General features: G+C 46.7%; 17 protein-coding genes and 2 tRNA genes. 7 read left to right on the top strand and 12 right to left on the bottom strand.

Annotated features, from left to right (window positions below; all coding sequences use genetic code 11):
• Nucleotides 1-96: 96 nt before the first annotated feature.
• Complete coding sequence (locus GCU44_RS17610) at nucleotides 97-1,044, bottom strand: aldo/keto reductase (RefSeq protein WP_154858189.1); 948 nt, start codon at nucleotides 1,042-1,044, stop codon at nucleotides 97-99.
• 206 nt (nucleotides 1,045-1,250) lie between these two features.
• Between GCU44_RS17610 and GCU44_RS17615 the strand changes: the two genes are divergently transcribed.
• The gene (locus GCU44_RS17615; RefSeq protein ID WP_154858191.1) at nucleotides 1,251-1,763 is read left to right on the top strand and encodes a GNAT family N-acetyltransferase; all 513 of its coding nucleotides are present in this window, start codon (nucleotides 1,251-1,253) and stop codon (nucleotides 1,761-1,763) included.
• On the opposite strand, the gene GCU44_RS17620 is transcribed toward GCU44_RS17615, so the two are convergent.
• The 4 genes from GCU44_RS17620 to GCU44_RS17635 all read right to left on the bottom strand — a co-directional run bounded on the left by GCU44_RS17620 (nucleotide 1,760) and on the right by GCU44_RS17635 (nucleotide 6,332).
• Entirely contained in the window at nucleotides 1,760-2,776 is a 1,017-nt protein-coding gene (locus GCU44_RS17620) for an ATP-binding response regulator (protein ID WP_154858193.1), read from the bottom strand. The genes GCU44_RS17615 and GCU44_RS17620 overlap by 4 nt on opposite strands.
• A gap of 4 nt (nucleotides 2,777-2,780) precedes the next feature.
• Complete coding sequence (locus GCU44_RS17625) at nucleotides 2,781-3,206, bottom strand: response regulator (RefSeq protein WP_241685006.1); 426 nt, start codon at nucleotides 3,204-3,206, stop codon at nucleotides 2,781-2,783.
• A gap of 178 nt (nucleotides 3,207-3,384) precedes the next feature.
• Nucleotides 3,385-5,373: a PAS domain S-box protein gene (locus tag GCU44_RS17630; RefSeq protein WP_154858197.1), complete on the bottom strand. Its 1,989-nt coding sequence runs from the start codon at nucleotides 5,371-5,373 to the stop codon at nucleotides 3,385-3,387.
• Nucleotides 5,370-6,332, bottom strand: coding sequence for a sensor histidine kinase (locus GCU44_RS17635; RefSeq protein ID WP_154858199.1), 963 nt, complete (start codon nucleotides 6,330-6,332; stop codon nucleotides 5,370-5,372). The genes GCU44_RS17630 and GCU44_RS17635 overlap by 4 nt, the downstream gene beginning before the upstream one ends.
• Nucleotides 6,333-6,540: 208 nt before the next feature.
• Between GCU44_RS17635 and GCU44_RS17640 the strand changes: the two genes are divergently transcribed.
• The 4 genes from GCU44_RS17640 to GCU44_RS17655 all read left to right on the top strand — a co-directional run bounded on the left by GCU44_RS17640 (nucleotide 6,541) and on the right by GCU44_RS17655 (nucleotide 10,133).
• Entirely contained in the window at nucleotides 6,541-7,623 is a 1,083-nt protein-coding gene (locus tag GCU44_RS17640; protein ID WP_154858201.1) for an efflux RND transporter periplasmic adaptor subunit, read from the top strand.
• Complete coding sequence (locus GCU44_RS17645) at nucleotides 7,620-8,879, top strand: ABC transporter permease (RefSeq protein WP_154858203.1); 1,260 nt, start codon at nucleotides 7,620-7,622, stop codon at nucleotides 8,877-8,879. Before GCU44_RS17640 ends, GCU44_RS17645 begins: the two co-directional genes overlap by 4 nt.
• A gap of 1 nt (nucleotide 8,880) precedes the next feature.
• Nucleotides 8,881-9,564: an ABC transporter ATP-binding protein gene (locus GCU44_RS17650; protein WP_092178077.1), complete on the top strand. Its 684-nt coding sequence runs from the start codon at nucleotides 8,881-8,883 to the stop codon at nucleotides 9,562-9,564.
• A gap of 116 nt (nucleotides 9,565-9,680) precedes the next feature.
• Nucleotides 9,681-10,133: an Hsp20/alpha crystallin family protein gene (locus GCU44_RS17655; RefSeq protein ID WP_241685007.1), complete on the top strand. Its 453-nt coding sequence runs from the start codon at nucleotides 9,681-9,683 to the stop codon at nucleotides 10,131-10,133.
• 923 nt (nucleotides 10,134-11,056) lie between these two features.
• Here the strand turns inward: GCU44_RS17655 and GCU44_RS17660 are convergent.
• Nucleotides 11,057-12,388: an MATE family efflux transporter gene (locus GCU44_RS17660; RefSeq protein WP_154858205.1), complete on the bottom strand. Its 1,332-nt coding sequence runs from the start codon at nucleotides 12,386-12,388 to the stop codon at nucleotides 11,057-11,059.
• A 97-nt stretch (nucleotides 12,389-12,485) separates the two neighbouring features.
• Nucleotides 12,486-13,940 (bottom strand): DUF294 nucleotidyltransferase-like domain-containing protein, encoded by a 1,455-nt coding sequence (locus GCU44_RS17665; RefSeq protein WP_154858207.1) that lies wholly within the window; start codon nucleotides 13,938-13,940, stop codon nucleotides 12,486-12,488.
• Nucleotides 13,941-14,277: 337 nt separating this feature from the next.
• Between GCU44_RS17665 and GCU44_RS17670 the strand changes: the two genes are divergently transcribed.
• Together GCU44_RS17670 and GCU44_RS17675 are read left to right on the top strand one after the other, a co-directional pair.
• Nucleotides 14,278-14,351: transfer RNA gene (locus GCU44_RS17670), tRNA-Arg, on the top strand.
• A 60-nt stretch (nucleotides 14,352-14,411) separates the two neighbouring features.
• Nucleotides 14,412-14,484, top strand: a tRNA-Lys gene (locus GCU44_RS17675).
• A gap of 231 nt (nucleotides 14,485-14,715) precedes the next feature.
• Here GCU44_RS17675 and acnA read toward each other — a convergent pair.
• The 5 genes from acnA to GCU44_RS23300 form a co-directional block, all read right to left on the bottom strand.
• Nucleotides 14,716-17,496, bottom strand: a complete 2,781-nt coding sequence (acnA, locus tag GCU44_RS17680; RefSeq protein WP_154858209.1) for an aconitate hydratase AcnA — start codon at nucleotides 17,494-17,496, stop codon at nucleotides 14,716-14,718.
• A gap of 135 nt (nucleotides 17,497-17,631) precedes the next feature.
• Nucleotides 17,632-18,606: an MlaD family protein gene (locus tag GCU44_RS17685; RefSeq protein ID WP_154858211.1), complete on the bottom strand. Its 975-nt coding sequence runs from the start codon at nucleotides 18,604-18,606 to the stop codon at nucleotides 17,632-17,634.
• A complete protein-coding gene (locus GCU44_RS17690; protein ID WP_154858213.1) occupies nucleotides 18,603-19,355 on the bottom strand; it encodes an ABC transporter ATP-binding protein in 753 nt (250 codons plus the stop codon). Before GCU44_RS17690 ends, GCU44_RS17685 begins: the two co-directional genes overlap by 4 nt.
• A gap of 2 nt (nucleotides 19,356-19,357) precedes the next feature.
• On the bottom strand, nucleotides 19,358-20,155 hold the full coding sequence (locus tag GCU44_RS17695) for an MlaE family ABC transporter permease (protein ID WP_154858214.1): 798 nt from the start codon (nucleotides 20,153-20,155) through the stop codon (nucleotides 19,358-19,360).
• Nucleotides 20,156-20,210: 55 nt separating this feature from the next.
• On the bottom strand, nucleotides 20,211-21,374 hold the full coding sequence (locus GCU44_RS23300; protein ID WP_241685008.1) for a response regulator: 1,164 nt from the start codon (nucleotides 21,372-21,374) through the stop codon (nucleotides 20,211-20,213).
• Nucleotides 21,375-21,398 lie beyond the last annotated feature (24 nt).

Raw genomic sequence — 21,398 nt, forward strand, 5'->3', positions numbered from 1 at the left:
AAAAAGCCTAAAAGTGACTATTTTCGGGGTTTTTAAATTAAATTACCTCTATTTAATTCATTGGATATCAGTTTTTTAGGGATTCAGAAAGAAGCCCTAAAGCGATCGCAGGTACTGGCGGTCCTCTTCGTCCAGGTACCGGAATCCGCTGGTGTTTTCCACGGCCTGTCGGGGTGTTTTTATCCCTGGGATCACCGAAGATACCCCCTCGAAACTCAGAATAAAACTCATGGCCAGCTCGGTTTTTGTAAGGCGGTACTTGGCACACAGGGGCCATACCTTTTGCTCAAGTACATCGAGGGCGCGGGCCAGTAGCTCGGGTGGCAACCGAAAAACCCGGTGATCATCCTTTGAAAATTGCGTCGATCTGGAAAATTTACCGGTCAAAAGCCCGAACTGCAAGGGCATTCTCGCAAGGATACCATACCCCATCTCTCGGGATTTTTCTACAATGGGCAGGGCTTCCTGATTCATCAGATTCAATACCAGCTGCATGCCGTCGGCAATCCGGTGGGTATACAGGTAGCTGGCTTCGGGTGCTGGTTCAAAGGTATTCAGGGATAGTCCCCAGTATCGGATTTTCCCCTGCTTTTTGAGCTGTTCCATCGCTTCCACACAGTCTCCCTTTTCCAAATCCGCCACCTTGGCCGTATGCAGCTGATAATAATCAATCACGTCCCGGTTTAGTCGGCGGAGACTCTCCTGACAGGAATGAACGATGTGTTGCCTGGAATAATCCGTATAAATACCACCATTTGGGTCCAGGCGGTGCCCCACTTTACTTGCGAGAACCACATCTTTTCTATTGCCCAGCACCTTTCCGAGCAAGTGCTCGGAATGACCCAAACCGTAGAAATCAGCCGTGTCAAAAAAATTAACTCCTACATCGAGCGCCGTTTTTATCGCTTCCAGTGAGGTTTGATCGTCTACATTTCCCCAGCCGATCGGAACTTTTCCTGCCATAACGGGTCCACCGATCCCCCATGCGCCAAATCCGACTTCGCTCAACCGAAGCGAGGTATTTCCAAATTTACGGTAGTTCATTTTTCCGGCGTCCAGTAGTGTTTGTGAATGGCTAATCGGGTCTTTCCAACGAAAGCCTAAAGCGAAGAAAACAAATATTTGGGCGAAAAAAAATCACACAGGGTAGTTTTTTGGAAGATGGCTCCGGTTTGCGTGTGGTATTGCATCGACTGGCAAAACTGCTTACCTTGCGCAGGGGTTGTTTGAGGAACTTCCACACTATCCGCATGAACAAGATTCGACTATCACCGGCTGGCCCGCTTCAGATCCCCCTGGTGCAGGAGATTGCGCGCAAAACCTGGCCTTCGACTTTTGGGGCAATTCTGAGCAGAGAGCAATTGGCCTACATGATGGAACGCATGTACAGCAACGCTTCCCTGACACAACAGATGGCGGCCGGGCATCGTTTTTTGCTTGCTTACGAAAGGGAAACGGCCTGCGGGTTTACTTCCTTTGAAGTCAATTACCAACAAACGGCAATCTTAAAAATACATAAATTATACATTTTGCCGGAAGCCCAGGGGAAAGGTGTGGGAAAAAGAATTCTGGAAAAGTTAGAGCGAATCGCTCAGGAGGAATCCCAGAACGCACTGGAACTAAACGTTAATAAATACAATCAGTTGGCCATTGATTTTTATTTCAAGAGGGGTTTTGTGACCGTTAAAGAAGAAGTGATTCCCATCGGAGAAGGATTTGTCATGGATGATTTTTGCCTCAAAAAAGCGCTTCCTGCCGGTTAATTGTTCTTCTCTGGCATATCGATGTTTTGTGACTTTTCGTTGATATCCTTTATTACGTCATCCAATTCATCTGCAGAAAACACAATGTGGTTCAATAATTCTTTTTTCTCTGCTGGCAAATCAGACAGTTCAATTTCCAGCAAATTCACCAGCCCCATAAGGCGTGCAAGCGGAGCCCGTACCACATGCGACTGCACCCAGGCAATGTCTCGCAGCCGCTTATTTTGCTGCTCCACGGTTTGTATGTAGGCTTTTTTCTGTGTGACATCATTGGCAAGAACCAATTTTGCGGGTACCCCGTCAAAACTTATCCTATTGGAGCTAATTTCCACGGTAATCAACTGTCCGTTTTTTTTGGTATGTAGAAAGGTGCCTGCGCTTCGTAGCCCAGGAATTGCTTTGCCTTCCTCCACCGCTTCGTACATCTTTTTCCGCTCCTGTTCGGGACGTATATCCGCGATGGTCATGGACAGAAACTCGCTGCGGGAATAGCCGTACGATTGAATTGCCGCTTCGTTAACATCGAGGAATCGGAGTGAATCCTGATCGTATACCCACATCGGGAGCGGGCTCAAGTGAAACAGCTCCCGGTACCGAAGTTCGGATTGTTCGAGGCGATTAAAAACTTTTTTCCGTTCGATGCTGTACACGATGCTTCGGGAAAGGATATCCGGATGAATTTCGTCTTTGACGAGGTAATCCGACATGCCAAGTGCAATGGACTTGATGGCAAAATTTCGGTCTACGTACCCGGTCAGCACCACCACGGGAACTTTACCGGCGAGGCGAAGAATTTCCTTGATCAACTCTTCTCCGCTTTTATCCGGCAAGGTCAAATCAAGTAATACCAGGTGGTAGTCCTGTATTCGCTTGGTGGAAGCACTTTCGAAAGTAGGCGCCCGGTCAATGCTGCACGAAGGGAAAATTTCTTCAATCGCTTCCGATACCAGTACAAAGTCTCCTTCGTTGTCTTCGATTACTAAAAGATTTAGGTAGTCGTATCCAGGTGACATGGAATCAGTTTTTTGACGGAAGCTGAACCAGAGAAAACCAGAATGCTTCGACTTTCTGAAGTATTTCCTGATAACTTTCAGCCCCCACAGGTTTGGTAATATAGCTATTCGCGTGGTTTTGGTACGATTCAAGCACGTCCCGATGACTGGAAGAAGTGGTCAACATAATTACCGGTAATTGCTTCAAGTCGTTTGATGTTTTAATGAAGCGCAAAACCTCCTGTCCGTTCTTCTTGGGAAGATTGATATCCAGTAAAACCAGGTCCGGTACCCCATTTCCGGACGCGTTGATGCAGGCAGTAAGAAGGGCTACGGCCTCTTCCCCGTCTTTGGCGTAGGTTACGTGCAAGGGAATGCGCAGGTCTTCCAGCGCTTCGGAGATCAACAAAATGTCCCCTTCATTGTCTTCAATTAAAAAAAGCTTCAACATGGCTATCCATCAAAATTTTCGGAATCAATTGGTTCCTCGTTAATTTTTACCGGCAATTTAATGAAAAAAAATAGATTTCTTTTTTAAATACAACTAAAACCCTACATGTTTTTATACAGCGGAAAGGTTTGATTTATTCTCGGGACCAACTCCTGTATTTTTGAACCCAAATGCATTCCTATGCCGGCCCCTCGGGGATCGAAAAGTAAAATTTACTGCCCTTGTCCGGTGCTGATTCCAACCAGATGGTGCCTCCGTGATTTTCGATGATTTTTTTGCAAATGGGCAAACCCGTGCCTGTTCCGGAAAATTCGTCCCGACCATGAAGCCGTTGAAAGAGCAAGAATATTTTTTCGTGGTACGCTTTGTCGATCCCCAATCCATTATCCTGCACGCAGAAAACAACCTTTCCCTTTTTGGTAAAACTGCTGAGTTCGACTTCTGCCGTCCGCATGGGCGGTTGGTACGTAATCCCGTTGAGAATCAGGTGTTGAAAAACCTGGAACAACCGCTTTTTATTTCCCCAGATTCGAGGCAATTCTCCGACGCGTACCCGAGCAGCGGTTTGTTCCAAATAGGCCTGATTTTCCACTAGTATGTCGTTTACCAGTTCAGCGCTTTCCAACCATTGGGCTTGAAGTTTCTGTTCCTCTCTTCCAATTGTAGAATACTCGAGCAAATCAAGAATCTGCTTACGCATGTGTTCGGCTCCGCTTCGGGCAAATAAGAGGTACTTGCGGGACTTTTCATCCAACTGATGGTGTTGGGAGCGATCGAGTTTATCCATAAAGCCAATAACCATCCGAAGCGGTTCTTGCAGGTGATGCGAGGCGATGTATGCGTACCGTTCCAACTCGGCATTGGTGGCTTCCAGGTCCCGGGTGCTGGCTGCGAGAATCTTGTTTAACTCTTCCAGCGAGCTTCGGTATTCGTATTGGGCAGATACGTCTCGCATGGCTCCTACCATCCGCAGTGCCGCACCTTTCTGATCCCTGACTACCAATCCTTTGTCCTCGACCCGAAGGTAATTTCCATCCGCTTTCCGGAAACGGTATTCCATGGTCCAGGTTTTTTTCCGGCCGTCGATGATTTTCTGAATGCTGCTGGTGACTTCCTCGAAATCATCGGGGTGGATAAAGTCGGACCAGGAACTACCGGGCATTTCCTCTTCCCGATGGGGGTGACCAAAGAGGGTATGGTAGCCTTGACTCCACACGACAGTGCCCTTTGGTAAATCCGCATCCCATATGGCTTCGGAAGTGGCTTCACGTACGTATTGAAATCGCTGATCACTTTCCTTCAGCGATTGGATATTTTCGTGGTTTTCCAGAATGATCGCCAGAATTTTGCTGGACCTGTCAATGAAATCCAGTTCCATCGGTTCGGGCGATTTTTTCTTTTTGTAGTAAATGGCAAAGGTCGCCAACACCTTATCCGAAGCAGAGATGATTGGGTGGGACCAACAGGCCTGCAATCCGTAAGGAAGTGCTGCTGATTTGTAGTCCTCCCAGCGGAAATCCGTGGAAATATCCGCTACAAGGACGCCCGATTTTAAGAAGGCAGCCGTGCCACAAGAACCCGCCCTGGGACCAATAGGGACACCATTTATCAATTCCAGATAGGCTTGTGGAAGACTCCTGGACGACCAGCAATATACGCGGTCGTCGACCACTTTCATTAGCGAACAAATCATATCGGGAAAGATTTGCTCCAAGCCCAGGATAAACTCATCCAAAACCTCTTCCAGGGTATAATAGGAGAGCGCATTCTTTTCCAAGACATTTCGCTCCAACTGGTCGAGTTCCTTAAATATCACTTCCCGGCTAATATCTTCCGCTATGCATGCAAAGTGGCTGTTTTGTAATGGCATCAAAAACACATTCAACCAAACCTGCCTTTCATCAATTCGGATCACTTTTAGTTCAAAGGGAGAAAGCCGGGTTAACGAATTCGCCTTGATCGCATTAAATCCGAAATTAGCATCTTTTTTCTCAAAAATATCGTCCCAATTACGCCCGCTTAATTCCTTTTCGGTATAACCCGTCACCCGCAAAAAATTGGCATTTCCTCGTTCCCATTTGCCCTCGGAATCGACAAATGCAATCCCGACTTTCGCATTTTCAAAGACCGACAATAGATCGATCGAATATCCTGTACTGTTCTTCATGGCTGAAAAAACTCGTGGGCTTTGAATGAGATGAAAAATGTACTACCCTCACCCGGTACGGAGGTGGCCCAGATTTTACCTCCTACATCTTCTACAATTTTTTTGCAGATGGCCAATCCCATACCGGTACCCCGCTTGATAAATCCATCGTCGTAGCGTTGCAAAACGTAAAATATCCGCGGTAGGTATTCGGGCGCAATCCCCTTTCCGTTGTCCTGTACGGCAAGGGTGTGGATATCTCCCGCTCGGGTAGCACTTACCGATACGCGTAAAACTCGCTCCGGATTTCTGAATTTGACCGCATTGTTCAATAAATGATCAAACAGCTGGGTAAACCGCTGAAAATCACCCTTTACAATTGGAAGCACCTCCTTGCGTAAATGTATGTTGTGCTCCCGTATCTTTTTTGAATTCAAGTGAATCACTTTCTCCAGCACTTCGTTTAGATCCACCTTCTCATGCGTCGTTTCTTTTTCCGAAAGCTGAGAAAACGTCACCAAATCCTGAATCACTCCCTTAATTCGAATAAAATTATCCAACGTAAGCCGTAAAAAAGACATGGATTTATCCGGTAGGTTGGCTTCGTTTTTCCGAATAAATAGTTCCAAAAACCCCTGACTTTGTCTGACGGGGCCCGCCAGATCATTTGCCGCAACCAAAATAAATTGATCCAGTTGGTTTTTGGCATGTTCTGATTTCAACCGCTCTTCTTCCAATTTGGAATTGGTGAGTTCCAACTCTTTGACTTTTCGGTCCAGGTAGCGATACTGCTTCTTTATCAACATATACAAGAGAAGCCCTGTCAGTAGCACAAAAAACACGCCCTTTGCCAGCTGCAACTGCGCCAGCTGCGTTTCATCCAGCTGATCGCGCACCAAAAGCATCAATTTATCGCTGCCAAAAATCCAAAGAATACCTATCACCACATAAATAATGGAAATCTTTTTACTCGCTGCCATTTTCCTTAACGGTTAGCTCCAACCGGAACTTCTCTCTCTCACTTTTTGAACCTGTGGTTGAAAATACAAAACTAAATTGACTACAAAAGAAAACTACACCAAATTTAATCCAAAGGTAACAGGTATTTTTTCATTTCTCCTTTTATCAGAACGGAAAATTCCAGTAACTTGCTACAGAAAATCGAGCACTTAATCGAATCTTCATACCATGTCTATTCCGGTTTCTTGTACGTGTATCTTCGCGTTATTGGCCATGCTATCCTGCGGCAGCACTGTCGAAACAGCCGTACCGGAGCGTCAGGATATTACCTTGTCGGTATACGCCTCGGGGAAAGTGGTGAGTAAAAATCAATACGAAGTAAAACCAACTGCCAGTGGTACCATTCAGGAAGTTTACGTCCAGGAAGGCGATCTTGTAGAACCGGGTGCCGTATTGTTTTCCGTGCGAAACGAAACCGCCCTACTCAACCGGGAAATTGCCTCCCTTACCAAGGCCTTTGCCGATAAAAAAAACAATCTGGAAAAAATTCAGGACATGGAAGTCCGGATCGAGCTTGCAGAAGCCCGGCTGGTACAGGATTCGGTTATGGTGGAAAGGCAAAATCGCCTCAAAAAACAAGGCATCGGCACCGACCTGGAGTTGGAACAACGTACGCTGAGCTACGAGCAAACCAAAACGGAGTTGGCAGGACTCCGGCTACAAAAAGAGACACTCCGTCGGGAGTTGGCCCATAATGAAACCACCGCCACAAAAAACTTCGAAATTGCCGCCGCTGCCGCAGAGGACCTGGATGTGAAAAGCGACATACAAGGCAAGGTATATGCGCTCTACGTTGAACGCGGAGAATTGGTGAATTCGCAGACGCCGGTTGCCGTCCTGGGAGATGAAAAGGAATTTTTGTTGGAGTTGCTCGTGGACGAGTACGACATCTCCCAAGTACAGATGGGGCAAGAGGTAAAAGTAAGCCTGGATAGCTACAGGGGCGAGGTATTTGATGCCCGGATCTCAAAAATTCATCCCATGATGGACTCGGGAAACAAAAGTTTTGTGGTGGAAGCCAGCTTTGTGAACCAGCCACCAACCCTCTACCCGAACCTTAGTCTGGAGGCAAATATCGTCATCGAGGTGAAGAAAAATGCGCTACTGGTTCCCAGTTCCTTTGTATTTAAAAACAATCAGGTGATTACCGCCGATGGGGACACCATCGAGGTACAAACCGGAATAAAAAATTACCGCCATACAGAAATAATCGGTGGTATCGATGAAAACGCAGCGCTAATCAAGCCATGAAATACGGCTTGTTGATACAGATCGCCCGGTCCCTGATGCTGGCAAGACTCAAGCAAACGATGGTCGCCGCAGTGGGGGTCACCTTTAGCATCACGATGTTTGTGGCGCTTTTGGGTTTTATGAATGGGCTGAATCAACTGCTGGACGGGTTGGTATTGAATCGTACGCCGCATATCCGTTTTTACAACGAAATCAAACCGAATCCGGATCAACCCATCGACCTTTCGGAAAGCTACCGGGATTTCGAAAATACCATCCGAACGATCAAACCAAACAGCAGCCGGCTACGCATCTACAACAGTGCCGCCATCATCGAAACCCTACAGGCAGACAATCGGGTACTCGGAGTCGCACCAAAGGTCTCCACTCAGGTCTTTTTTAATGTTGGTACAAGCGATATCAGCGGTACCATCAACGGGATTGACGTTCAGGCAGAGAACGCGCTTTTTTCCTTTGCCGATTACGTCACGGAAGGAAATGGTAGCGACCTGGACCAAACCAATAATGGCATCATTCTGGGAAAAGGTGCCGCCGACCGCATGCTGGCAACGATAGGAGACGTGATTCAGGCCACCACCGCTCGGGGAGATCGGATACAGCTAAAGGTAGTGGGCTATTACCAGTCGGGCCTGGGTGACCTTGACAACGTACAAAGCTACGCTTCCCTACAAACGGTCCAAAAAATGCTCGGCGAACCCCCTTCCTACATTACCGATATACAGGTGAAGCTGCACGAACTGGACCTCGCTCCCCCCATGGCGAAGGACTACGAGGCACTTTTCCGGGTGACGGCGGATGATATTCAGACGGTAAACGCCCAATTTGAAACCGGTACGGAAATCCGAAACCTGATCAGTTATGCGGTAGGAATTACCTTGCTCATTGTATCCGGCTTTGGGATTTACAATATATTGAACATGATGATTTACGAAAAGATGGACACCATCGCCATACTGAAGGCGATCGGCTTTTCTGGAAGGGATGTAAACATTATTTTTATTATCATTGCCCTGATCATCGGAGTCGTTGGTGGCACCGTTGGGTTGATGCTGGGATACCTGGCAGGCCTTGGTATTGACCGGCTGCCTTTTGAAACCGAAGCACTACCTACCATCAAAACCTTTCCCGTGGACTTTAATCCCCGGTATTACATCATTGGGGGGATATTTAGTTTAATTACCACCTACCTGGCGGGGTATTTTCCCGCCAGAAAAGCAAGTGCCGTGGATCCGGTAGAAATCATCAGAGGAAAATAGGATGGCAAAACAACTGGTATTGGAGGCCAGGAATATTGATAAGTATTTCTACAGCCCTCAAAAAACACAAGTACTCAAAAAAATCTCTTTTACCATCAATCGGGGAGAATTTGTCTCGGTTATGGGTAAGTCCGGCTGCGGCAAATCAACCCTGCTATACATTTTATCCACCATGGATACCAGCTATCAGGGACAGCTCCTAATCGATCAGGAGATGATCACCGGCAAACCTCCGGAATACCTTTCCAAAATCAGGAACGAAAAAATCGGGTTTGTTTTTCAGTTCCACTACCTATTGAATGAATTTTCGGTGTTGGAAAATGTCTTGATACCCGGGCTCAAACTGGGTAAACTGGGCCGGGAAGCGCTGGAGGTAAACGCCATGGAAAAACTGCGAATTTTCGGCATGGAAGAGCATGCCCTGAAAAAAGCATACCAACTCTCCGGTGGCCAAAAACAACGCGTAGCCATCGCACGAGCACTTATCAACGATCCCCTGATCATCATGGGAGACGAACCCTCTGGCAATCTGGACAAAAAAAACAGCGACATTGTTTTTGGGATTTTTAAAGAATTGGCAACCGAGTTCAATCAAACCTTGCTGATTGTTACGCACGACCCGGAATTTGCCGAAAAGACCGATCGCACCATCGAAATGGAAGACGGAAACATCATTGCCCAATAAATCCCTAAATTTTTGATAAACATCAGCGCTTTCTGTGACTTTTGTCATAGAGGAAAGGGCACTGATTTCTTACATTAGTTGTGTAAAAAATGCATTTCCAGTATCTAAAAAAGCGAATGATGAAAAGTCCAGCCAAATTTAGAGACAACTTCTGGCCCCGCACTTTTTCTGACTTTTTTGAGTCAGAGAATCTGCCAGAATGGAGCAAGCGGTTTTACGATGGGGAATCAAAATTTGAAATCCCCTCAGTAAATATTAAAGAAAATGAAAGTGACTTTCAGGTGGAAGTCGCAGCACCCGGTTTCGAAAAAAAAGATTTCAAGATCGATTGCAGCGATGGCATGCTGACACTGCAAGCAGAAAGGGAAGAAAAAAAAGAGGCAGCGGAAAAAGGAGAAATGAAGCGAAGGGAATTCTCGTATTCCTCTATTAAGCGGTCGTTTAATTTGCCCGCCAACATTGACGAAGAAGGAATCAGTGCCAGGTACGAAAACGGCATCTTGCACCTTCAGCTTCCAAAGGTGAAATCGGCAGAAGCACCGCCTGCAAAGACTATTAAAGTTGGTTAGGTCTAGTGAAAAGGCTCCGACCGTTTGGTCGGGGCTTTTTTTATACGGTTAACCTGAGTAAGATTTTAATTGATGGCAAGTGGGGTCGTTTGAACGGTTTTGTAGTTGATTCCGGTCATTTTTGGAAAAAAATATTCAACCCTCTCCCGGGCTGCAGGAAGGGTCGATTGGCTCATAAGCCCCGGATTATTGTTGTTGAAGCCCCACTGGCTACGGAGTCGAATAGGAGCTTTTTTTGGGAGAAGTGATAGCGGACTTCACTTCATCGGGTTGGGCTAAAGAAAAGTTATTTTCTTTATATGCGGTTTCTGCCTGTTGATACTTCACTCTGCAAATGCAGGCCTGAAGGGCCTGAACAAAATAACCGTGGGAGCAACCCACGACTCGTTGACCTCCAATTAGCTCCAACCCTGGAAGGGGTTGAACCGGAATTGCCTGCCATGCAAGAAAAACGCTTCCGGAGATAGAGTCATTCGATCGATCCTATATCGACAGAGGAGAACCTGCTGGCTCTAGTATTCGCTACACCCTTTTACTTGAGAATCTACACTAATTGAGTAGCGCAATCCTCAAAAGGCCATTTGCGATGGCAAAAGACAAAACTATTAATCCGAGATCGGGGTGGAAATTTGTCAAAAAGCCGTCGTTACAAGGCATTGGTTTGAATCGAGAAAGCCGTGGGAAATTCCAACTTAGCAAGACTGCCAAACCTTTCCCCTCCTCGCTACCCAGCTAAATGAGTCTGGATTGACGATTTAGACAGTTTTTTATGAAAAACAGTTCGAAATCAGGTGTTTAGATCTTACCGAAATGCCATCGTACTGGAAACATACGGGACATTTTGGGTATAAAACGTACCTTTCGATTTATGCAACGTACGGATACTTTCTATTGCTACTCAAAAAACCCGCTATTACGGCAGCCTAAAGTGCGTCGGTGCCCTTCTTGAGGTAAAAATAGGAAATGGCGGCAGCTCCGGTATCTGCCAGGGGGAAGGAGTACCAAATCCCCTCCAATCCGAAAAATATCGGCAATACAATCACCAGGGGAACAAGAAAGATACCTTGCTTGCTCAACGCCAGCAATAAGGCAGACTTTGGCTTTCCAATGGCTTGAAAATACGCACTACCAATCAGACTAAACGCCAGCAAGGGGGTCGCTAAAAAGGCTTTTCGCATCGCGGGTATCGTTTCTAGAATCAGGGTTTCGTCCGAAGTAAATATCTGGACCAGGGAGCCCGTAAAGCTCATGATCAGCACAAAAATAAGCAGAGCGATCAGACTGGAAGCACGAAGCGCCAGACGAATGGCTTTGTGAACACGTTCGTTCAGCTTTGCTCCGTAGTTGTATCCCGCGATGGGCACAAATCCCTGCGTAATCCCCAATACAGGGAAATTGGCGAACATCATGACCCGGTTGATAACCCCATAAACCGACAGTCCCATCTCACCTCCATAGTTGAAAAGTTCGTTGTTTAGTACAATCGCTAAAATACTCACCATTCCCTGCCTTGCCAGCGTTACTGCCCCTAGTGCTGCAATCTCTTTGGCCAGACCAAGATCCGGGGTAAACCAGGAAGCCTTCACCTTCATGATGGATTTTCCAAACAAAAAGAACCACAAGGTATAGGCGGCGCTGGCGATGTAAGAGATGGTCGTAGCCCAGGCAGCTCCCTCTAAGCCCATATCCAGCCACACGATGAATATCGGATCCAAGATTATGTTAAAAACCGCCGGAACAATTAAGGTATACATGGCCACCTTCGGGTATCCTTCAGCGCGAATCACGTTATTGCTCATCATGGCCCAGGCAAGGAAGGGAATACCAATCAGAATGATGTTGAAATACGATTTGGCAGGCTCAAGTACCTCGCCTTTCCCTCCAAAAAGCTGTAAAATCTCATCTGCAAATAGAAATCCCAGCCCAACAAATAGAATCGCCAGGGTTAGGGTCATGCCAATTTGGTTTCCAAAGGTAGAGAATGCCCTCGCTTCGTTTCCATCGCCAAAAGCCCTGGAAATGACAGAGGCTCCCCCTACCCCGATGGACATGCCAATACTAGAAATCAAAAAGGTAATCGGCAGGACCACAGTAATGGTGGCGATGCCGATGGAACCCACAAAACGTCCGACAAAAATCGTGTCAACTATCCCGTAAATAGACAAAACCAAAATGCCGACAGCGGCCGGGACCGCTTGTTGCAGCAGTAATTTACCAATGGGCGAATGACCAAAAGTATGGTTGTTTTTTTCCATAAGATGAGAATTTCACAAAAAAGGAAATCCCTGAAATGATTTATCCGGGCAAATTACCGATTTTATCTCAATGGATGAACCTCAATTACAGGAACACCTAAAAAGTTTTGGTAAATTGAATTTTCACTTTCAGCTGCAGATCCCTGATCACCTTGAATATTTCCTTGATGGTGACGGCCTGAACTTTGGTCAAACTACTGATCTTAATGTAATTCACCGGGTCTTTTCGCTCGCGGATAACGGCTATTGCTTGTTTTTCCAAACGAAGGCCCATTAGGTAATAGTAGCCCTGGTAAAGCTCTTCGGCCTCCTTTGCAGAAAAGACGCCTTTTTTCGTCAGAATTTTCAGGCGTTTACCCGTATTGGTTTCAAAAACCCGGTTGGCTAAGGCGTACAAACGGATGGCATCGACCATGGGTGTCATGGCTTTTTTTATATCAAATACCTGCTCCTTTTCTACCTTGAACGTGCGAATGTTACGCAGCCAGGTCAACTGTGGATCGTATTGCAAGGTATTTTGAGCCATATTGAAGAAAAACCGCTCCAAGGGGTGCTGCAGCTGCTCGTCCATAAAATTCTTTAATCCCTGAAGTAGTGAAAAATCACCGTAAATGGGCCTGCAATCAAAAAACGTTCCGTAGGTCATTACGGTTTCCATCGAGGACTCCTGAAACCAACCGGCATAATTGGCTTTCCAATGAGAAAGAGAATGAGTCCACTTGGGATTGCTAGCCATAAACCCTCCCTTGCAGTAGTTAAATCCAATCTCGTCCAACCGGTCGGAAACAGCCCGGGACATGTCCAAAAAATAGGATCGCACCAATTCCCGCTGCTCGTTTGCTTTGTCTTCGTAAATGATCGCATTGTCCTGATCTGTTTTCAGCGTTTGTTCCTTCCTCCCCTCACTTCCCAGCACAAAAAATACAAATTTCGCCGGCGGAGACCCTTTTTCCTTGATTACCTGCTCAATAACCCGCAACGCAATGGAGTCGGCGATGGTCGAAATAATCTGATTGATGATCTCGGCCCGGACGCCGCGCTGAATCAATTGGTCTACAATTCCCGGTACCTGCTTCCACTTATCGCGGAGCTCTTCCTTGCCCAGCGCGAGTTTTACAGATTGGATAAAAACAAAGGGAGACTGGGATTGGATCGTCAGTATTTTATTCCGGCTCGTAACACCTACGTAGGCACCCTGCTCCGTCACGAGCAGGTACCTGCTCTTGGTCCGAAACATCAACAACAGGGCCTCGTACACAAATGCTTCCCGCTCGATCGAAACCAGCGTTGGGTCCATGATCTGATACACCGGGGTTTCCGATGACAAACCGGCTGCCAGAACGTTGTCGCGTAGCGTAATATCGGTAATCACCCCCTGAATATCCCCGCTCCCCGTACCTACAAAAAGACAGCTGGATTTTTCATCCCGCATCAGGCTAGCCGCTTTCGATACCGGTGTATCGGGCAGGCAAAATAGAATTTCCTTCAAAGGAATATCACCGACAGTCCTGACATAAAAGTCATCAATAGGGCTTAATGGCTCCTGCGTCATATCCACTTTTTTTGTAAAGATCCGTAATCCCTTTGAGTAATTAAAAAGTAATTGCCAATTACTATTTGTAATTAAAAAAAACCGCCTTACATTTGCACAAGCTTTTGAAAAAAGCACTCCCAGACAGGCTGAAAAGCCTGTTTCTGTTTACAGACAACGGTTCCATCGCTACCGCTGAGTAAGCCTCACCCCATTTTGAATGGGGCGTTTTGGAAGAAGCATTACCGGCTGGATGTGACCAAAAAAAGGTCCTGTAGCGCAACCGGATAGCGCATCCCGACTGCTGGGTCGGGAAGGGTTCAGGTCCAGGAGTAGACAGTAAGTAAACAGCAAAAAAGGTCCTGTAGCTCAACCGGATAGAGCAACTGCCTTCTAAGCAGTAGGTTTCAGGTTCGAGTCCTGACAGGATCACAGCCAGTTAGGAGTACCTGAAACGTGAAAAGACGTTGTGTACACTAATGCAAAGCAATTGATTCCGTAGCTCAGCTGGTAGAGCATAACACTTTTAATGTTAGGGTCCTGGGTTCGAACCCCAGCGGGATCACACCCATATAAAAATCCTGTGAGAATTCGCAGGATTTTTTATTTCCCCACCTCGTCTCGTCACTGCGAAAAATGCATGGAGCATCCCGGCTGGGCTGAAATTAGCAGGGGACTCATATCCAGAAAAATTCCGGTGGTAGGATTCAGGGGTGCCTTTTTCGCTTACTGGAATCCGGAAAATAAAAAAGCAGCTACCAACAAATCGGTAGCTGCTTTTTTTAATTGCTTCGTGTCAGGATTTCAAAAATTGGCGTAAGACGTAATGCAAAATGCCGCCGTTTTTGTAATACTCAATTTCGATGGCCGAATCCAGTCTGGCAATGACATCAAAATTGATCAAACTTCCGTCGTCTTTGATTGCGGTCGCTTTTAGCACTTTTAAAGGACTCAGGCTGTCCTTTATCCCTTCGATAGAAATTTGTTCCTTTCCGGTAAGTCCCAGGCTTTCAGCGGTTTGACCCTCCGCAAACTGCATGGGTAAGACCCCCATTCCGACAAGATTAGACCGGTGTATTCGCTCGTAACTTTCGGCAATGACCCCTTTGATCCCCAGAAGTGAGGTACCCTTGGCTGCCCAATCTCTGGAAGAACCGCTACCGTATTCTTTGCCCGCAAGTACCAAAAGGGGCACCTGTTCGCTTCGGTAGCGCTCAGATGCATCAAAAACTGTCATTTCCTCACCAGAAGGCATGTGAACCGTATAGCCTCCCTCCTTCGAGGTTAGCTGATTCTTGATCCGTACATTGGCAAAAGTTCCCCGAACCATGACCTCATCGTTCCCTCTTCTGGAACCATACGAATTAAACATACTTTGGTCCACACCTTTTGCGATGAGGTACTTGCCGGCGGGCGATGAAGGTGAAAACGATCCTGCTGGAGAAATATGGTCGGTGGTGATGGAGTCTCCCAATTTTAGTAGAACCCTTCCGTCGACAATGTCAGCTGCCGCAGCTACCTCCTCAGCGATACCGTTAAAGAAGGGTGCCTCTTTGATGTAGGTAGAAGAATCCGACCATTGGTACACCTTGTCTTCGGGCGCTTTGAGGCTGCGCCACTGTTCGTTTCCTTCGAAGATTTCCCCGTAATTTTTCTTGTAATCGTTTGGAGAAAGCACCCTATTGGCTACTTCGAATATTTCTTCGTTGGACGGCCAGATGTCTTTTAGGTAAACGGGTTCCAGATTGGGATCGTACCCAAGGGGTTCGTTATTGAGATCCACATCCACCCTGCCGGCCAATGCGTACGCCACCACCAACATGGGCGACATGAGGTAGTTCATTTTTACCTGCGGGTGTACTCGTGCTTCAAAATTTCTGTTTCCGGAAAGGACCGAAGCGACGACCAGATCATTTTCCTCAACTGCTTTGGCGATATGGACCGGTAAGGGTCCCGAATTGCCGATACAACTGGTACAGCCGTAGCCAACCACGTGGAAGCGCAGGGCTTCCAAATCATCGAGTAATTCGGAATGCCTCAGGTAATCGGTCACTACCTTGGAGCCAGGAGCGAGAGAGGTTTTGACCCATGGTTTTACGTCCAAGCCCCGTTCTCTTGCTTTTCGCGCCACAAGTCCCGCGCCGATCATCACACTGGGGTTTGAGGTATTGGTACAGGAAGTGATGGCAGCAATTACCACCGAACCGTCATGAAGCGCAAATTCTTCGTTATTCAATTGCACCATAACGGTTTTTAAACCGTTTTTAACCTTTGTTTCAATCTCTACCTCCTTCTCTCCACTCGGATCGGGTGTTTTCACTGGCTGATTGCCTCCCCCTTCTGCGTACCATCTTCCAACATCTCGTTTGTTGATAGGAATGTAATCCCTGCCATGTACCTCCTTTAGCAACGCGCCAAATTTGTCCTTAAATTCGCGCATGAGGATCTTATCTTGCGGACGCTTCGGCCCAGAGACGGTGGGTTCGACGGTACCCAGATCCAACTCAACCACGGTGGAATAGTTGATGTCGTCTTCATTAGCCCGCCACAGCATGTTGGCTTTTGCATAGGTTTCCACGAGTTCGATTTGCTCCCGTGAACGGTTCGTACGGGACATGTAGTCCAATGTGCGGTCATCGATGGGAAAATAGGTCACCGTACACCCAAATTCCGGAGACATATTGGCGATCGTGGCCCTGTCCGGAACGGATAACCCATCCAACCCGGGTCCAAATACCTCCACAAACTTCCCCACGACACGCTGTCGGCGGAGTAATTCCGTAATGGTTAGCACCATATCGGTGGCAGTGGTACCCAGGGGAAGGGCACCTGTAAGTCGCAGACCCACTACTTCCGGCATGATGAAATAAATGGGCTGGCCCAATAGGGCGGCTTCTGCTTCAATCCCGCCTACTCCCCATCCGACTACACCTATCCCGTTGACCATGGGGGTGTGGGAATCGGTACCTACCAGCGTGTCTGGGAAAACGTTTCCGTCCCTGGCGATGACCCCCTGGGCCAGGTATTCGAGATTGACCTGATGGCAAATACCCATTCCGGGCGGAACCACGGAAAAATTATGAAACGATTTTTGCGCCCACTTTAGAAATTCGTACCGCTCACCGTTGCGTTCGTATTCTACATCTACGTTTCTCTTGTACGAATAATTGGTACCGAAAAAATCCACTTGTACGGAATGATCCACCACCAAATCTACCGGAATCAAAGGGTTGATTTTTTCCGGATCTTTTCCCTTTCGAACGGCTTCCGCCCGAAGTGAGGCAATGTCCACCACCGCGGGCACGCCGGTAAAATCCTGCATCAATACCCTGGCTGGCTTGTAGGGAATTTCTTTATCCGAAGCCTGCGGCTTCCAATTCAGCAGGGTTTCTATGTTTTCTTGGGTAATAGCAAAATCATCAAAATTCCTAAGCGCATTTTCGAGAAGAATGCGAATGGAGAAAGGTAGTTTGTTAATCGGGTATCCCTTTTGCTGTAAGGCTTCCAGACTCCAGTAAGTCAGGTCACCTTTGGGAGATGGTAATTTCTTCTTTATTTGATATGGATCATTAGCCATGCGTTGTATTGGTTAAATGATAAAAAAGAGTTTACGTAATCTGGAACCGCTTTCGGTTTCCAATACCACTAATATAGGTTATTTTTGGCGAATTTCGAAGCAAATCTGCGCCTGTAAGCCGGGAACATCCCCCCACTATTCGGCTTTGTCTTTTGCCTTTTCCATCTTTCGGAAAGATCCCCGAAACAGCCAGTTGTAGCGCAATGCCTCGAGGGTCTCGTTTAAGCGCACCGTTCCAGTATCGAGATTGACCATAGTGTTTTTGAGGTAGGCGGCAAATTGTTCGTCATTCAGCAACATCCCCAGGGCATTGTCGGAATCCTGCAGGTTTTCGCTCACCGATTTAAAGTTTTCCGAGACATCGTTTACCTGCCTGCCGGTCGCTTCCAAATCGAGAACGGTGGACTTTAAGCTGGCAAAAACGGTTGTATCGGTCAATAATTCATCGATGAGTCCGCCTTTTTGATTGAGCTGCCTGGAAAAATCAGCCAACTCGGCCGTCATCCGGGTGCTATTCGCAGCCGTACGCTCGAGATTGACCATGATCTGCTTGAAGTTTTGCACAAGCAGGCTATCGGTAAGCACTGCACCCACAATTCCTTCCCCGCTAGCTATCTTATGAGTCAACACCTTCAAATCCTCTGTAATGGAAACCAGGTTATTGTTATTTACCTGAAGGGTCTCCATCATCTTGTCGGTATCCAGGGGCATCTCGGCATCCAACCGGTCTCCTTCTTCGATGGAGGGGCCTTGCCCCGACCCGCCGTAGATGACGATTATTTTATTACCGATCAACCCATCCGAACTGATGGTTGCTTTGGAGTTTTTCTTTATGTACTCTTTGGACGAGGATTCGATGTTCATTTCGATCTCTACCTGAGATTCTCCGTAAAAGTTAATTTTCTTGACGGTCCCGATTTTTACACCAGAAAACCACACATTATTTCCTGGCTGCAAACCTCCCACATCATCGAAAACCGAAAATACCCGAATGCTACTCACGAATGCTTTCTGTTGCGCACCCAATGTAAGTATCCCGGTCACCAAAATTATTATTCCAATCAGCACAAATATGCCGACGGTAACCGATTTTTTGTTATCGTTTCTCATTGCTTGATGAAATTATAGTCATAAAATGATTTTACTCTGCCGTCTTCGGCATACTCAAATACCTCTTCGAACTTTCCAGTCGCACCAAAAACCCCATCCAACAGTACCGCCATGCGGTCTCCGGTCACCTTCGCACAGGTAAGGTCATGGGTAATGATGATGGATGTTGTTTTGTACATTTCGTTTACCTGATTGATTAAATTGTTGATGTCCATGCAGGTAATGGGATCCAACCCTGCCGTAGGCTCGTCGTACAACATGATCTCGGGTTTCAAGATAAGTGTCCTGGCGATTCCTATTCGCTTCCGCTGTCCGCCGGAAAGCTCGGAAGGCATTTGATTAATCGTTTGCAGCAAACCCACACTGTCGAGCACCTCCTCCACCTTTTTATCTTTTTCTTCCTTACTCAGGTTCTTTACGTTTCGAACCAGCGGAAACTCCAGGTTTTCCCGCACGGTCATGCTATCGTACAAGGCACTTGCCTGAAACGAAAAGCCTATCTTCAGGCGAAGTTCGTTGAGCTTTCTGGAGTTCAGGTCTTTTACTTCCTTCCCCAGTACCTTGACCGAACCTTCGTCCTGCGTCAGCAGGCCGACCATGATTTTGATCAAAACCGATTTGCCGCTGCCCGACTTACCGAGAACTACCAGGTTTTCTCCTCGATATAGATCCAAATCGACCCCCTTAAGAACGTGAAGGTCTCCGAATGATTTGATCAGGTTTCGAACTTGTACTACTGATTCTCTCATGGTCAAAGTTGTCTAAAGAAATTGGTTACCTGCAAGGAGAGCAACTCCTCAATGAAAATCAAAAACATGGCCATCACCACCGCGGAATTGGCCGCCTTGCCCACTCCTTCGGTTCCCTTGGTAGAATTGTATCCCTTGTAACAGCCCACGATCCCGATGGTAAAGCCAAAAAACAGGGACTTTACCATCGATGAAGTAATGTCCAGAAAGGATATCGCATCAAATACCTGCACAAAAAACGTGCTTAGACTTACCAACTCGTTGAAATGAACATTTACGAATGCTCCCAATAACGCTACAAAATCCGTGTACAATACCAAAACAGGAATCATAAAGGTACTGGCAAGGACGCGGGTTACGACCAGGAATTTAAAGGGGTTGGTTGCCGAAACCTCCATGGCATCAATTTGCTCGGTTACTTTCATCGAACCGATTTCGGCACCAATGCTGGAGCCGACCTTACCCGCGGCTATAAGGGCCGTAACCAGCGGGCCCATGGCCCGAACCACCGCGATGGATATCAGGGCCGGCAGCCAGGACGTGGCTCCAAACTCCGAAAGCGATGGTCTGGATTGATTCGTGAATACAACCCCTACGATAAATCCAGTTAACGAAATCAGGGGTAGGGAGTTGTAGCCAATTTGGTAACATTGCCGAATTACCTCTTTAAACTCGTAGGGCGGAAACCAAACTTCCTTAAAAAACCTTTTGACAAAATCGTAGGCACGTTCCAAACCGATAAAAAACCGATCGATCCGTTTGCTGATTACTTTGTCTTTGTTTGTGGGCTCTCCCGACATATCATGGTGATTTTAGTTGGAACTATAATTCGAATACAAAAATCAAGCTATACTTCTAATTGGCCAAAAATTCGGCGATATTTTCATCTTTTAGGGGTTTTACTAAAAAGCCAGTCACTTGTTTATAGCCCTTACTTTTTTCCAGATCATCCGGGTCCAGGGAGGAAGTAAGCATTTTCACTTCCCGCTTGATGCCTTTTTGCTCCATCAGATTCAAGAAATACCAGCCGTCCATTTCCGGCATGTTGATATCGAGTAATACCACGTCTGCCGCATTTTTCTCCAGCCAATCCAGCGCCTCGTAGGGGTTTTCAAAAAAAACCAACTTCAGCTTTTCGTTGACCTTTAATAAAATCCGCTTATTGATCATGTGCTGCACTTTGTCGTCGTCAACAAATACGATCGTTTGCTCTTTTTGCTCCACCTCTTTTGTTTTTAGGTCCTTATCCATCAATAATTCATTCATGTGTTGAATCTCGGTGTCCAAACGGACCGCCGCATCCTTCAACATCGCCAGGGCATCGCCAGAAATACCCTGCTCCTCTACCTGTAGTAAGCCCAGTATATTGGTCAAATGTGAACGGATGGTATGAGAATTGATAAAGGAGAATTCTTTCAATTGTTGATTCTGTTGTTGTAAAGAATCCGACAATTTTCGAATCTTATCCAACGAACGGTGGACTTCCGAGTGGTCCACTGCCATTACCAATACCATGCGCTTCGTCACACTCGTAAATGGAATACTGAAAAGATCGACATACCGGGGTTCGTAAAACTTATCAATCATCACGACATTTCGAAAGGTGTGGTACTCTCCATCGACTACCTTTGCCCCTATTTTGGACGTGAAAAACAGGGACTGAAAACTTTGGAAAGGGTCCGGACGGCTGGCAAGTGCATAAATTGAATCCGCCATTTCATTGGAAAGTTCCAGCTTTCGATTCGCTAATGAAAATACCCACACACAATTTGGTAATTTATTGAAAATCTGGTGGGAAATCCCTCCTGCCAGATCGTTTTTTTTTACTTGTGAGGTTAGGAAAATCCAGGAAAATACCACCAGCAAGCCTCCCGAAAAAAGACCATAAAACTGCACGAACTGCCAGCTGTCTTCCTGAGAGGAAATCCATTGAAAATCTCGGATCAGAAAAGGAGATGCAAGTAACGCCAGTCCACCTGTCAACCCAACTAGCCAAACCGAATGAATTGTAGGTTTCATCTTCTATGTCAAAGAGCTAAAGGT

Source organism: Cyclobacterium xiamenense, from assembly GCF_009467825.1.
Classification (GTDB): Bacteria; Bacteroidota; Bacteroidia; order Cytophagales; family Cyclobacteriaceae; genus Cyclobacterium; species Cyclobacterium xiamenense.